Origin of the sequence: Nesterenkonia sp. PF2B19, assembly GCF_001758425.2 — a bacterium.
Classification (GTDB): Bacteria; Actinomycetota; Actinomycetes; order Actinomycetales; family Micrococcaceae; genus Nesterenkonia; species Nesterenkonia aethiopica.
On sequence record NZ_MDSS02000027.1, the window covers coordinates 1 to 13,861 of the forward strand.

The following is a 13,861-nucleotide window of genomic DNA, read 5'->3' on the forward strand; positions in this document are numbered from 1 at the left end:
CGCGTCGGTGCCGGCCCCGTTGCCGCCGGCCCCGCCCACCGAGGTGCTGGGCAGGAACGGCTTGAGGTGCTCGGCCACGGCCACCGGTCCGACGCCGGGCCCACCGCCGCCGTGCGGGATGCAGAAGGTCTTGTGCAGGTTCAGGTGGCTGACGTCGCCGCCGAACTCCCCCGGCTCGGCGAGGCCGACCAGCGCGTTGAGGTTGGCGCCGTCCACGTAGACCTGGCCGCCGGCCTCGTGCACGGTGCGGCAGACCTCGCGGACATCGGCCTCATAGACCCCGTGGGTGGAGGGGTAGGTGAGCATGATCGCGGCGATCCGGTCCGGATGCTGGGCGATCTTCGCCTGCAGGTCGGACATCTCGATGGTGCCGTCCTCCGCGGTGGCGACGACGGCCACCTGCAGTCCGGCCAGCACGGCCGAGGAGGCGTTGGTCCCGTGTGCGGAGGCGGGGATCAGGCAGATGTCCCGGTCGGCGTCGCCCTGGGCCAGGTGGTACTGCCGGATGGCCAGCAGCCCGGCGTACTCCCCCTGGGAGCCCGCGTTGGGCTGGATGGAGACGGCGGCATAGCCGGTCACCGCGGTCAGCTTCGCCTCCAGGTCCTCGATGAGCGCCCGCCACCCGGCGGTCTGCTCGGCCGGGGCGTAGGGGTGGATGCCGGCGAACTCGGGCCAGGAGATGGCCTCCATCTCCGTGGCGGCGTTGAGCTTCATGGTGCAGGAGCCCAGCGGGATCATAGTGCGGTCCAGGGCCAGGTCCCGGTCGGCGAGCTTCCGCAGGTACCGCATCATCTGCGTCTCCGAGCGGACCTCGTGGAAGATCGGGTGGGTCATGAACTCGCTGGTGCGGCGCAGCGCCTCGGGGAATGCCGTGCCGTGGCCGGCCGCGGCGGAGTCGGAAGAGTCACCAGAGTCGGCAGGCGTGCCCGCTGGGGTCTCGGTCGGAGCGCCGAAGGCCCGCAGCACCGCGTCCACATGCGCGGCAGTGGTGGTCTCGTCCACGCTGATGCCCACGGTGGTCTCGTCCACCCGGCGCAGGTTGATGCCGGCCTCCTCCGCGGCGAAGAGCACGTGCTCGGCCTCGGCGTCGAGGTCCAGGCGGACCTGCACGGTGTCGAAGAAGGACTCACTGACCAGCCGGCGTCGGCCGGCCTGCAGCCCGGCGGCCAGGGTCCGGGCGTGCCGGTGGACGCGCTCGGCGATGCGGCGGAGCCCCTCGGGCCCGTGGTAGACGCCGTACATGGAGGCCGCCACGGCCAGCAGCGCCTGGGCGGTGCAGATGTTGGAGGTCGCCTTCTCGCGGCGGATGTGCTGCTCCCGGGTCTGCAGGGCCAGCCGGTAGGCCGGGCGGCCCTCGGCGTCGTGGGAGACGCCGACCAGGCGGCCGGGCAGCTGACGCTGCAGGCCGGAACGGACGGCCATGTAGGCGGCGTGCGGCCCGCCGAAGAACAGCGGCACCCCGAAGCGCTGCGAGCTGCCGACGGCGATGTCGGCGCCCAGCTCACCAGGCGGAGTGATCAGGGTCAGGGCCAGCAGGTCGGCGGCGACGGTGACCATGGCCCCGCGCTCCTTGGCCTCGCTGATCAGCGCGGTGTGGTCGACGACGGCGCCGGAGTCGCCCGGCTGCTGGACCACCACGCCGCACAGCTCACCGGAGGGCAGGCCCTCGGCGGCCAGGTCGATGATCTGCACGTCGATGCCCAGCGCCTCGGCGCGGCCGGTGACGACCTCACGGGTCTGCGGGAACGTGTCGGCGTCGAGGACGATGGTCCCGGAGGCCTTCTTCTTGTTGGCCCGGCGCATGAGCAGGATCGCCTCGGCGACGGCGGAGGCCTCGTCCAGCAGAGAGGCGTTGGCGATGTCCAGGCCGGTCAGGTCCGCCACCATGGTCTGGAAGTTCAGCAGCGCCTCCAGGCGGCCCTGGGAGATCTCCGGCTGATACGGCGTGTACGCGGTGTACCAGGCCGGGTTCTCCAGGACGTTGCGCAGGATCACCTGCGGAGTGTGGGTGCCGTAGAAGCCCTGACCGATCATCTGGGTCTTCACCGTGTTGCGCCGGGCGTAGCCGCGCAGCGCCTCCAGAGCCTCGGCCTCGGAGAGGGCGGCGGGCAGCTGCAGCGGACGGGCCTGCCGGATCGAGTCCGGGACGGCGGCGTCCACCAGGTCGGCCAGGGACCGGTGGCCCAGGGTGTGAAGCATGGTCTCGGCGGCCTCGGAGGTGGGTCCGATGTGGCGGGAGGCAAAGCCCTCCGGCACGGAGAAGGCGGGGCTGACGCCGCCGTCGGGGACGCCCGAGGGGGTGCTGGCGTCGGGGCTGAGAGTGCTGGTCATCGGGGAGGTTTCCTTCCGGAGCGCAGAGGGGTGGACATGCTCGTGTCCCTCCCCGAACTCTGTAGGGAACCTGAGAGTTTGACCCGGCTGCTGAGGCGAGGAGTCGCCGTCGGACGCGGGCTTGCACCGTGGGTGAGGAGCCGCCGTCGCGGGCCGGATCCTGCGGCCGGGCGTCGGGGTCCTGCTTTCCAGAGTCGCCACCCCTGCACGGTACGGGTGCCTGAGAGATTCCTGGGGAGGATGTTGCTCCTTCGGCGCCGGGGCTCACCCGCCATGACGGCGTGCACTCCGGGCTCTCCCACACAGGGGACGTGGCGTATTCAGTTGACCTGTGGCCCATCTTACCTGCACTGCCGGAGGGGGATCACACCCCGGCGGCGGAGCCGCACTGACGGATCAGACGGCGCCGGATCAGGGGGCAGCGGATCAGACGGAACGGGCCTCGCGCTCCTGCTTGGCCACGAGTCGGGCGTCGAGGATCACCAGCACCGTGACGACGGCGAATCCGGCCGCCGCCAGCCCGAGGATCGGCAGCAGATCCCCGGTCGGGGCCAGCAGGCTGCGCGCCTCGTCCTGCCAGGGCCACAGCGTGCGCAAGGCTCCCAGCATCACCCCGGCCAGCACCACCATGGTGATCCGGTGGTGGTGCTCCAGCAGCCACTGCAGCAGCTTGACCAGCAGGATCACCCCCAGCACCATCCCGACGGCGAACAGCCCCAGGTAGCCGACGTCGCGCTCGTCCACCGCGCGCAGCGTGGGCTCGTAGAGGCCGAAGGTCAGCAGCAGGAAGGAGCCGGAGAGGCCGGGCAGCAGCAGGGCGGAGACGGCGACGGCGGCCGCCGGGATGATGGTCACCGGGGTCGCCTCCACATCCGTGGGCGGCAGGGAGACCAGCCAGAACGTCACCGCGGCCGCGGCCAGTCCGGCCAGCACGTGCCGCAGCCTGAGCACCCGCAGACCCCAGGTGCGGGCGTCCCTGCCCGTCTGCTCCGGGCCGACGTGCATGGCCATGCGCAACGGCACCGCGATGGAGGCCAGCACCATGCCGAAGAACGCCGCCCGCGTGGCTTCCGGATGGGATTCCACGGCGTCGGCCATGGGACCGGCGATGGTGAACACGGCCAGCGCCATGCCGATCAGCACGGGGATGACCAGCTTCCACCGCACCGCGGCGAGGTGCTCGCGCATCCCCGCCGCCCGCTCCGGGCCGGTCACCAGCCGCCGCCCGGCCGAGACCACATGCGAGGCCGAGTCGATGAGCTGGGTGTAGATGCCCACCACCAGGGCCACGGTCCCGCCGGAGACGCCCGGGACGGTCTCCACCGTGCCGATGAGGGCACCACGGACCAGGTCTCCGACCACGCTGGTGCGGCGCTGCTCGGGCGCGCCCGCGGCGTCGTCAGGGGTCTGCTGGGAGAGGTCTCCGGCAGAGGATGATGCTGGCATAGCGCACTCGCCTTTCACGCCTTACACTGAGGTCTCCGGGCCTGTCAGACAGGTCACGAGACACGGATCACACCACCATGAGGCGCTCCGGCCGGACTCTGTCCGACCAGGGCACCCTGGGAAGCGCCGCGACGGCGGGCTGTCTGTCACGCCCGGAGCGGACGGCGGCCTCAGTCTACGTCGTCGTCCTGGCGTCTCCCTGCCACCATGACCACCTGCGCACCACCGGAGAACCGCGGTGCTCAAGCCACCCGTGACACGGGAGGAAGGGGAGACGACGATGAGTCCCCAGGCCATCGGATTCGCGATCGTCCTGCTGGCGGCGATCATGCTGCTCGGCAAGTACCTTCGCGTGAAGGTCCCGTTCATCCAGAAGCTGCTGCTTCCCAGCTGCATCATCGCCGGATTCCTCGGCCTGATCCTCGGCCCGGAGGTGATCGGGCGCCTCGCCGAGCCGCTGAACCTCGGCTGGCTGGCCGAGGGCGGCGTCTTCACCGCCGACATCTACGAGGTCTGGGGCACCCTGCCCGGGCTGCTGATCTCCGTGGTCTTCGCGACCCTGTTCCTCGGCTCCCGCATCCCCTCGCCGAAGCGCGTGGCCAAGCTGGCCGGTCCCCAGCTGTCCATCGGCGTGGCCTACGGCTCCGGCCAGTACGTGGTGGGGCTGCTGCTGGCCCTGCTGGTGCTCGCCCCCCTGTTCGGCGTCAGCCCCATGATGGGTGCGCTGATCGAGATCGCCTTCGAGGGCGGCCACGGCACCGCCGGCGGCATGCGCCCCGCCTTCCAAGACATGGACATCCCCGAGGCCGCCGACCTCGCCCTGGCCATGGCCACCGTCGGGCTCGTCTCGGCCATCGTCATCGGTGTCGCCGTGGTGAACTGGGGCGTGCGCACCGGCCGCACCCGGGTGCTCAAGCAGGTCTCCGAGCAGTCCACCGCCGAGCTGCGCGGACTCTACTCGGACGACGAGACCGTCTACGCCGGCCGGATGACGGCCCGCCCGGGCTCCATCGAGCCGCTCACCCTGCACGTGGCCGTCGTCGGCCTGGCGATCATCCTGGGCTGGATCCTGCTGGAGGGCATCGTCTGGGTGGAGGATCTGCTGTGGGGCCAGCCGGACTCCCTGTGGACTCCCGCCGGCGAGGACGGCACCACGCTGCTGGGCTATGTGCCGCTGTTCCCGCTGGCGATGATCGGCGGGGTCATCATCCAGGTGGTGCTGGACCGCACCGGCAACACGAACCTGCTGGACCACGAGATGATGAAGCGCATCCAGGGGCTCGCCCTGGACATCCTCATCGTCGCCGCTCTGTCCACGATCTCGCTGACCGTGATCGCCGACTTCTGGCAGACGTTCCTGATCCTCTCGGTGGCCGGCGTCGCGTTCTGCACGTTCATGCTGCTGTACTTCACCCCGCGGATCGTCCCGGAGTTCTGGCTGGAGCGCGGCATCGCCGACTTCGGCCAGTCCATGGGCGTCACGGCCACGGGCCTCGCGCTGCTCCGCGTGGCCGACCCTGACGACCAGTCCCCCGCCCTGGAGGCCTTCGGCTACAAGCAGCTGGCCTTCGAGCCCTTCTTCGGCGGTGGACTGATCACGGCGATCTCGATTCCGATCATGTACGCCACCGGCAGCGTCTACATCGTGCTGATCCCGATGGCGGTGCTGTTCGTCGCGGCGATCACCGCCGGCATGATCTACCACCGCGGTGTGCGCGCAGGACGGTGGACGGACCCCGCCTCAGAGATGGCTGCAGGTCAGCGGTGAGCTGACCACCACAGCGGCGGAAACCCCTCCAGTGCCCGGGTGAGGCGACAGGCGCCTCCCCGGGCCCTCGCTGTGCCCGGACGCTGTGCCCACTCCCTGCCGCCGTTCTGCCCCGCTGTCCCGCCGCTGGGCACCCGCCTTGCCATCCGAACACTGTGTGAATTTATGAACTATCGTGACACAAACCCTTGACACCAGCTCCACGACACTGGAGGGTACTGTGCTGACGCGCTTCATCGAGGAGCACCCGTCAGCCGCCTCCCCCGCCGGAGGCCTGACACCAGAGGAATCCATGACACACCTGCGTCGCGTCGGCACACTGCTGCTGACCCTCATCGCACTGCTCGGCCTGATGGCACCGGCCGCCCAGGCCGAGGCGGACACCAGCCGCGGCCCCGATCCCACCGAGTCCTCCATCGAGCAGACTCGGGGCAGCTGCAGCGTCGGAGAGCGCAGCATCTCGCGCTTCGCCGCAGACGGCTTCAACGGCGGCACCATGCACTACCCCACCGGCACCGACGAGACCTTCGGTGTCGTCGCGATCTCCCCGGGATACACGGCCAGCGAGTCCTCCATCTCCTGGCTGGGACCGCGCCTGGCCTCCTTCGGCTTCGTCGTGGTCACCTTCGACACCAACTCGCGCTACGACCAGCCGCGCCAGCGCGCCACACAGCTCCTCAGCGCGCTCGACCACGCCATCGACGACAGCGTGGTCGGCCCACTCATCGACGAGGGCCGTCAGGCCGTGATGGGCCACTCGATGGGCGGCGGCGGGGCGCTGCAGGCCGCCGAGGATCGCGACGAGATCCAGGCCGTGGTGCCGCTGACCCCGTGGAACGCCAAGAAGAACTGGAGCTCCATGGATGCTCCCACCCTGATCATCGGGGCGGAGAACGACCGCACCGCCCCGGTGCGCAGCCACTCCATCCCGTTCTACGAGTCCCTGACCAACGCCGGACAGCGGGCCTACCTGGAACTGCGCGGGGCCAGCCACTTCGCCCCCAACCGGTCGAACACCACGATCGCGAAGTACAGCATCGCCTGGCTGAAGCTCCACCTGGATGACGACGAGCGCTACGAGCAGTTCGTCAACCCCAGCCCGGACACCGGACTGCGCACCGGCATCTCGGACTGGCGCATCAGCTGACACCGCCGGCCCCGACCCGGCCACCTCACCGCCCTGAGGCAGACGACCCCTCCTTCAGCCGCCCGCCCACGCGGCCAGAAGGAGGGGTCGCCTGCGTCCCTGCGAGGCCGCATCTCGACAGAATGCATCTGCAAGCGCTTCCACGAATCCTTGCGATCTGGATCACATTCACGCTATCTTCAGTCAGGAGACGTCGACTCGACGCGGTCGCCGATGCTACGGCGACGACGCCTCTCATCCGATTCCCGGCGGACTGAGATGCCATCACCTTGGAGACAGCACTGATGACGACGACACAGAGTACGGCGGAGCCTGTGCCGCACTCACCTTGGAAGCGCTTGCGGAAACATGCGGTGCGGACGGCAGGGGCCCTCGGACTGGCCGGGGCCATGCTGGCACCCGCCACCATGCCTGCGGCCACCGCCTTCGACGGCGGGCCCCCGGCCTCCGACAACGCGGCCGATCATGCCGGTGCCCGCGGCGCGGAGAATGCCTCGCAGAACTCCGCCCACCACACCGACCGGCTCCCGGAGTTCCGCACCGCGGCGCAGAGCGCGGAAGGCCCGAAGGACACCACCGCCGTGATGTTCCAGTGGACGTGGAACAGCATCGCCCGCGAATGCCGTGAGACGCTCGGCCCGGCCGGCTACGGCTACGTGCAGACCTCCCCCACCCAGGAGCACATCCAGGGCGAACAGTGGTGGACCCACTACCAGCCGGTGAGCTATCAGATCGAATCCCGGCTCGGCACCCGCGAGGAGTTCGCGGACATGGTCGCCGAGTGCAACGACGCCGGTGTGAAGGTCATCGCCGACGTCGTGATCAATCACATGACCGGCCAGCAGGAAGGCGTGGGCTGGGCCGGCAGCGAGTTCACCCACACGGACTACCCCGGCACCTACTCGCCCGATGACTTCCACAACCACGGCTGCGAGGTGGAGGACTACACCGACCGCTGGCAGGTCCAGGAATGCGACCTGCTCGGACTCGCCGATCTGAAGACCAGCTCCGACTACGTCCAGTCGAGGATCGCCGAACACCTCGAGGACCTCATCGACCTCGGCGTCGAGGGCTTCCGCATCGATGCGGTCAAGCACATCTCCGCCGACGACCTCACCGGCATCCTGGACCGCGTGGACCTGACCGACATCTACGTGGTCTCCGAGGTCATCCGCGGCGGCGGCGAACCCATCCAGCCCGAGGAGTACCAGCACCTGGGCGACGTCCACGAGTTCACCTGGGGCCGGAAGCTCAAGGAGGCCTTCGACGGCGGCGACATCCACTGGCTGCTCTCCGGCGAGGGCATCGGCGAGACCTGGGACGGATTCATCGCCGACGAGCACGCCGGCACGTTCGTGGACAACCACGACACCGAACGCAACGGCGAGACCCTGAGCTACAAGGACGGAGACGCCTACCGCCTGGCCCAGGCCTTCACACTGGCCTGGCCGTACGGCATGCCCGCGGTGCACTCCGGCTACTCGTTCAGCGACTACGACGCCGGCCCTGTGCAGCACGAGGACGGTCGGATCCGCGACGCGGTCTGCGGCGAGGAGAACTGGACCTGCATCCACGCCCAGACCGAGGTGGCCAACATGGTCGGGTTCCGCAACGCCGTCGGGGACGCCCCGGTGACCGACACGTGGACCAACGACTCCCACGCCCTGGCCTTCGGCCGTGGCGACCAGGGCTTCCTGGTGGCCAACCGCGGACCGAACAGTGTGCAGCACACCTGGCAGACCTCCCTGCCGGCCGGCGAGTACTGCAACGTCTACACCGGCTCCGCCACCTCCGAGGGCTGCTCCGGGGAGACCGTGACCGTGGCGGCCGACGGCACCTTCAGCGCCCACGTGGGCCCGGACTCCGCCGTGGCTCTGCACGTGGGCGCCACCCCGGCCAGCGGCGACGGAGACGGCGACGGTGACGGATCGACGCCGCCGGAGGAGCGCGAGCTGTCCCTGTTCTACGCCACCGACTGGGAGACCCCGTACGTCCACTATCAGGTGGGCGACGGCGAGTGGACCGATGCTCCGGGCGAGGCACTGACGGAGGTCTGCGAAGGCTGGGCCCACACCGAGATCGACCTCGGCACCGCCCGCACCATCACCGCGGCGTTCAACGACGGCGGCGACGCCTGGGACAACAACGCCGGAGCGGACTACACGATCGGCTCCGGCGTCATCCAGCTCGCCGACGGCCAGCTGGCCGAGGGCGACCCCTGCGAGGCCCAGCCCGCCCCGGGCGAGGACCCGGACCTGACCGTGTACTACGAGACGGGCTGGGAGAACCCGCGCATCCACTACCAGGTGGGCGACGGCGGCTGGACGGACGTTCCGGGCGTGGCGATGGCCGAGGCCTGCGAGGGCTGGTTCCGGGCCGACATCCAGCTCGACGACGCGGACGGCATCACGGCCGCCTTCAACGACGGCGCCGGCACGTGGGACAACAACGACCACCAGGACTACAGCATCGCCGCCGGCGAGCAGCAGGTCTCAGAAGGAGAGGTCACCGCAGGCAACCCCTGCTGAGAGACGGCCCGGTCTGAGATGAGCCTCGGACCGGAGCACCACACCTCACGCGTGCCGAGCCTTTCGGCCGTGTGAGCCGGGAGCGGGCGGCGTCGGGATCACCGGCGCCGCCCTGCCCATGCCTGGGGACCTGACCATCCGGTGGCCGACGGTGTCGACCTCCGGTCCCCCGGCACACTGTCGCTAGAGTGATCGCGTGACGCTATTCGTGAACGCCCGAGTGATCCCCTCAGCCCGCATCGGTGAGGCCCGCGGCGACGCCGTGCTGGTCCGTGGCGAACGCGTGGCCGCCGTCGGACAGGCCACCCGACTGCATCCCGATCTCGCCGCCGGCGAGGAGGTCATCGACCTGCAGGGCGCGGTGGTGCTGCCCGGATTCGTGGACTCCCACGTCCACACCGGACTCTACGCCCGCGGCCTCTTCTCCGCCGACCTGCGGGACTGCACCTCCCTGGAGGCCGCCCTGCAGCGGGTCGCGACCACCTGCGGAACCGGGTGGAGGCCGCCAAGGCCGAGGGCACCTGGCCGCAGCAGCCCCAGTGGATCTTCGGACAGGCCTGGGACCACAACATCTGGGACGTCCCCCAGGTGCCGGACCGCCGAGCGCTCGACGCCGTCACCGGCTCCTTCCCCACCGCTCTGCACTCCACCGATGCTCATACCTGGTGGGTCAACTCCGCCGCCCTGGAGGCCCTGGGGCTGGACGCCTCCACGCCGGACCCGGTGGGCGGAAGCTTCGACCGCGACACCGACGGGCAGCTCACCGGCATCCTGCGGGAGTCTGCCGGGCGGGCGGTGGACCAGATCCTGGCCTCCGGTGCCGCTGGAGACCTCACGGCCCAGCTGGAGCACGCCCAGCGGCAGCTCTGGGCCCAGGGGCTGGTCGGTGTGCACGACTTCGACGGCGAGGACGTTCGCGCCGGATTCTCATCCTGCACGAGACGGGGCGGCTGAGGATGCGCGTCACCAAGGCAGTCCTCGCCCCGGACCTGGATCTGGCCCTGGCCGAGGGGCGGTACACCGGCTCCGGCGACGCCTGGCTGCACACCGGGCCGGTGAAGATCTTCTCCGACGGCGCCCTGGGCTCCCACACATGCCTGATGCATGAACCCCTGGCCGGCTCCACGCACGGGCATGGGGTCGCGGTCACCGAGGAGGCCGAGCTGCGCGACCTGCTGGCCCGTTCCGCAAGCGCCGGGCTGGCCGTGGCCACCCACGCGATCGGGGACCGCGCCAATGAGTTGGTCCTCGACGCGTACCAGTGGCTGGCGGAGCAGGTGAGCTCCGGCGTCCTCCCGGCCTCCCCGCTGGTGCACCGGACCGAGCACGCCCAGCACCTCGCGGTCGAGGACGTGCGGCGCTTCGCGGCACTGGGCGTGGTGCCGTCGATGCAGCCGCTGCATGCCACCGCGGACTTCGAGCTGGCCGAGCGCCTCATGGGTGACCGGCCGATGGCCTCCTACGCCTGGCGATCGCTGATCGACGCCGGAGCCACGCTCGCCTTCGGCTCGGACGCGCCGGTGGAGCCGCCGTCGCCGCTGGGCGGGATCCACGCGGCGGTCACCCGCCAGAGGCCGGACGGCAGGCCCGACGGCGGCTGGCAGCCCCAGGAGCACCTCAGCGTGGGCGAGGCGATCACCGGCTTCACCACCGGAGCCGCACATGCCGCCGGGATGGGGCACCTGACCGGGGAGATCCGCCCCGGGATGTTCGCCGACTTCACCGTGCTGCGCGAGGATCCGTTCGCCGTCGCGCCCTCCGACCTGCCACACATCCCGGTGGCCGGGGTGATCACCGGGGGCCGCGTGCGCCACTGGGTGTGAGCCCTCTCCCCCATTCATGACGTTGTCTCCGCGTTGGGCCCTTTTGAGCCCGACTCCGGCGTCATAAGGCCCAAACCGCCGAGGCAACGGGGAGGGACAGCGCGGCTCAGGCCTGCTCCTCGGCGAACGTGCCGTCGTTCTCCCCGCGGAAGAAGTCACGGCCGTAGATGACCAGGCAGAGCAGGATCCCGACGCCGAGCCCCCAGGCCGCACCGAGCAGGGCCAACGCTCCGGCTGTCACTCCGGCGATCCCCAGATCCCGCTGACTGCGGGCCTCCATGATGCCGATCCGCACGCTCACGTAGGCCTGGACCAGCAGGGTCAGGGCCATCGCGACGCCGAGCACCGGCTCCACAAGGGTGACGATGGGAAGCAGCAGCAGGCCCGTGTTGGTGCCCCAGCGGAAGGACCCGGCTCCTCCGTAGAGGGACTTCATAGCCTTCCGGCCCTCTTTGTACCGTTCGGTGATCACCACCAGCATCGCCGACCAGGAGGGACCACACATCGCGACGTCGGGGCCGATCACTCCCATCAGGGCGTTGCGTCCGCCGAAGATCAGGTGGGAGCGGTCGGGGTTGTACTCCACGTTCTCGTCCGGCCGGGCTCTGTTCGCCTGCTTCAGCACGGCGTTGGCCTGCAGCGTGTCTCCGAAGACCACGATGTAGGTGGCCAGCACGGTGGGGATGGCGGTCACGAACATCATCAGCGGCGGCAGGCCCAGCCCGAAGATCGTGTACTCGCGCCACAGCGTGAGAAAGTCGGGCTGCACGATGCCCCACTCGATCTGCGACCACTCCGCCTCGCGGGTCAGCGGGGCGATGAGGACGGCCACCAGGATCGCCGGCAGCACACCGAGCTTGCCGATCTGCATGGCCAGGCGGTTCTTCTCCCGCCAGCGGGGGAAGTGACGGGAGAACAGGAGGAAGAACACCAGCCCGATCGCGATGGTGATGGTGATCGGGAACTGCTCGAACTGGCCGCCCTCCCCGAAGACGGTCTGCACCGCAGCGATGCCCGCGCCCATGAGCACACCGGCCTTGATGGCCGGCGGGATGGCGCGCACCACCCGCTTGGCCAGCCCGGTGACGCCGAGCAGGATCGAGAACAGTCCCAGCAGGATCTGGAAGGAGATCAGCGCATGGACGCGCTCGGGGCCTTCCGGGAACGTCATGCAGTAGGCCATGACCAACGGGATCGCCGGGGTGATCCACCCCGGGACCACGGGATCGCCCAGCAGGTGGTGCGTCAGGTAGAGGAACCCGTTGAGCAGGATCACGGCGAGCGCCACCTCGAAGGGCATGCCCAGCAGGGTGATCATCATCGGGATGGCAGCGAGGTCCACCGCGCACATCAACAGGCCCTGGGTGTAGTCGGGCCATTCGAGGCGGTAGTGGACGAAGGGAAGCCGGATCTCGAAGGGGCCGGCCTTCCAGTGGGGTGAGGAGGGGGCGCCGTCGCCCTGCTCTCCGGGGCTGTCCCCGTGGTCTTCGATGGTCTGGGCCATGATCATGCTCCTGTCGGTGGGCGGGGTGGTGGGCGAGGTGGTGGTCGAGGGCCCTTGATGCGGGCTGCTCCGCATCGGCGGGTGCGGGGTCGGCGTCGAACTCGATGATCTGCCGCACGGCACGTCCGTCTTCGAGGTCGTCCATCGCCTGGTTGATGTCCTCCAGGCGGATGCGCGAGGTGATGAGCTTCTCCACCGGCAGCCGTCCTTCGCGCCAGAGCTGTTCGTACCGGGGGATGTCCCGGCTGGGCACCGAGGAGCCCAGATAGGAGCCGATCACGGTGCGGGCCTCTGCGGTGATGCGCAAGGGGGAGATCGTGGCAGTGGCGGTGGGGGCGGGCAGCCCGGTGGTGACGGTGCGGCCTCCCGGTGCGGTGGCGTCGAAGGCGGTCTCGAAGGCGCGGGGGCTTCCGGCGCATTCGATCACGTGATCCGCGGTGAGGCCCTCCTCGGCGACCTGCCGGGGGGTCCAGGTCTCATGGGCTCCGAGCTCGCCGGCCATGGTCAGCTTGTCCTCGGCCATGTCGACGCCGATCACCCGTTGGCAGCCTTCGGCCAGGGCGGTGATGAGCGCGGCCATTCCGACGCCGCCCAGGCCCACGATCATCACCGACTCCGCCGGCGCGGGTTGCGCGGCATTGAGCAGGGCCCCTCCTCCGGTGAGCACGGCACAGCCGAGGACGGCGGCCACATGGGGCGGGACGTCGTCGCCGACCGGCACCACGCTGGCCCGGTCCACCACCGCGTGGGTCGCGAATCCGGAGACGCCGAGGTGGTGATGGACCTCGGCACCGTCGCGGCTCAGGCGGCGATGGCCGTGGAGCAGCTCGCCGGCGTTGTTGGCCCGGGAGCCGCGGGTGCAGGGCAGTCGTCCCCCGGCCGCGCAGTTCTCGCACTGTTCGCAGCGCGGCAGGAACGTCATCACCACCCGCTGGCCGGGGCTGACGTCGTCGACGGCGGAGCCGACGGCCTCCACGATGCCGGCCGCCTCATGGCCGAGCAGCATGGGCACGGGGCGTTCCCGGTGGCCGTTGAGCACCGAGAGGTCCGAATGGCAGACCCCGGCGGCCTCCATGCGGACCAGGACCTCTGTGGGTCCGGGAGCCTCGAGGGTCAGCTCGCTGATGCGCAGCGGCTCGGTGGAGGCGTAGGGGCGGGCGCGGCCGATCTCTTCGAGGACGGCACCTCTGATCTTCACGGATGATTCTCCTGGGCGTCTCGGCAGGTGTGAGGCGGGCGTGGTGCTGTGTCTGATGACATCAGCTCCCTGTTCCCTGGGCCACAGCCGCCGTGGCTGAGAATTCTCCTATGATG

General features: G+C 70.1%; 8 protein-coding genes, 1 pseudogene and 1 riboswitch. Of the genes and pseudogenes, 5 read left to right on the plus strand and 4 right to left on the minus strand.

Going from position 1 to position 13,861, the window contains the following annotated elements; all coding sequences use genetic code 11:
- Positions 1–2,331, minus strand: a 2,331-nt coding sequence (gcvP, locus tag BCY76_RS09445; protein ID WP_139827713.1) for an aminomethyl-transferring glycine dehydrogenase, incomplete at its 3' end; no start/stop codon positions are given.
- Between the two features lie 198 nt (positions 2,332–2,529).
- A riboswitch (glycine riboswitch) is annotated at positions 2,530–2,642 on the minus strand.
- 115 nt (positions 2,643–2,757) lie between these two features.
- The gene (locus BCY76_RS09450) at positions 2,758–3,777 is read right to left on the minus strand and encodes a DUF368 domain-containing protein (protein ID WP_085437580.1); all 1,020 of its coding nucleotides are present in this window, start codon (positions 3,775–3,777) and stop codon (positions 2,758–2,760) included.
- A 280-nt stretch (positions 3,778–4,057) separates the two neighbouring features.
- Between BCY76_RS09450 and BCY76_RS09455 the strand changes: the two genes are divergently transcribed.
- The 5 genes from BCY76_RS09455 to BCY76_RS19920 all read left to right on the plus strand — a co-directional run bounded on the left by BCY76_RS09455 (position 4,058) and on the right by BCY76_RS19920 (position 11,043).
- Complete coding sequence (locus BCY76_RS09455) at positions 4,058–5,545, plus strand: sodium/glutamate symporter (RefSeq protein WP_070162545.1); 1,488 nt, start codon at positions 4,058–4,060, stop codon at positions 5,543–5,545.
- 292 nt (positions 5,546–5,837) lie between these two features.
- Positions 5,838–6,692 carry an alpha/beta hydrolase family protein gene (locus tag BCY76_RS09460; RefSeq protein ID WP_070162558.1) on the plus strand — a complete coding sequence of 285 codons (855 nt, stop codon included), beginning with the start codon at positions 5,838–5,840 and terminating at the stop codon, positions 6,690–6,692.
- Between the two features lie 284 nt (positions 6,693–6,976).
- The gene (locus BCY76_RS09465) at positions 6,977–9,220 is read left to right on the plus strand and encodes a carbohydrate binding domain-containing protein (protein WP_083277800.1); all 2,244 of its coding nucleotides are present in this window, start codon (positions 6,977–6,979) and stop codon (positions 9,218–9,220) included.
- 441 nt (positions 9,221–9,661) lie between these two features.
- Positions 9,662–10,174, plus strand: a complete 513-nt coding sequence (locus BCY76_RS19915) for an amidohydrolase family protein (RefSeq protein ID WP_083277801.1) — start codon at positions 9,662–9,664, stop codon at positions 10,172–10,174.
- A gap of 2 nt (positions 10,175–10,176) precedes the next feature.
- On the plus strand, positions 10,177–11,043 hold the full coding sequence (locus tag BCY76_RS19920; protein WP_070162554.1) for an amidohydrolase: 867 nt from the start codon (positions 10,177–10,179) through the stop codon (positions 11,041–11,043).
- Between the two features lie 106 nt (positions 11,044–11,149).
- Here BCY76_RS19920 and BCY76_RS09485 read toward each other — a convergent pair whose 3' ends face one another.
- The gene (locus tag BCY76_RS09485) at positions 11,150–12,547 is read right to left on the minus strand and encodes a solute carrier family 23 protein (protein WP_139827714.1); all 1,398 of its coding nucleotides are present in this window, start codon (positions 12,545–12,547) and stop codon (positions 11,150–11,152) included.
- A gap of 94 nt (positions 12,548–12,641) precedes the next feature.
- Positions 12,642–13,745 (minus strand): annotated as a pseudogene (locus BCY76_RS09490) (alcohol dehydrogenase catalytic domain-containing protein); the annotation flags it as partial.
- Positions 13,746–13,861 lie beyond the last annotated feature (116 nt).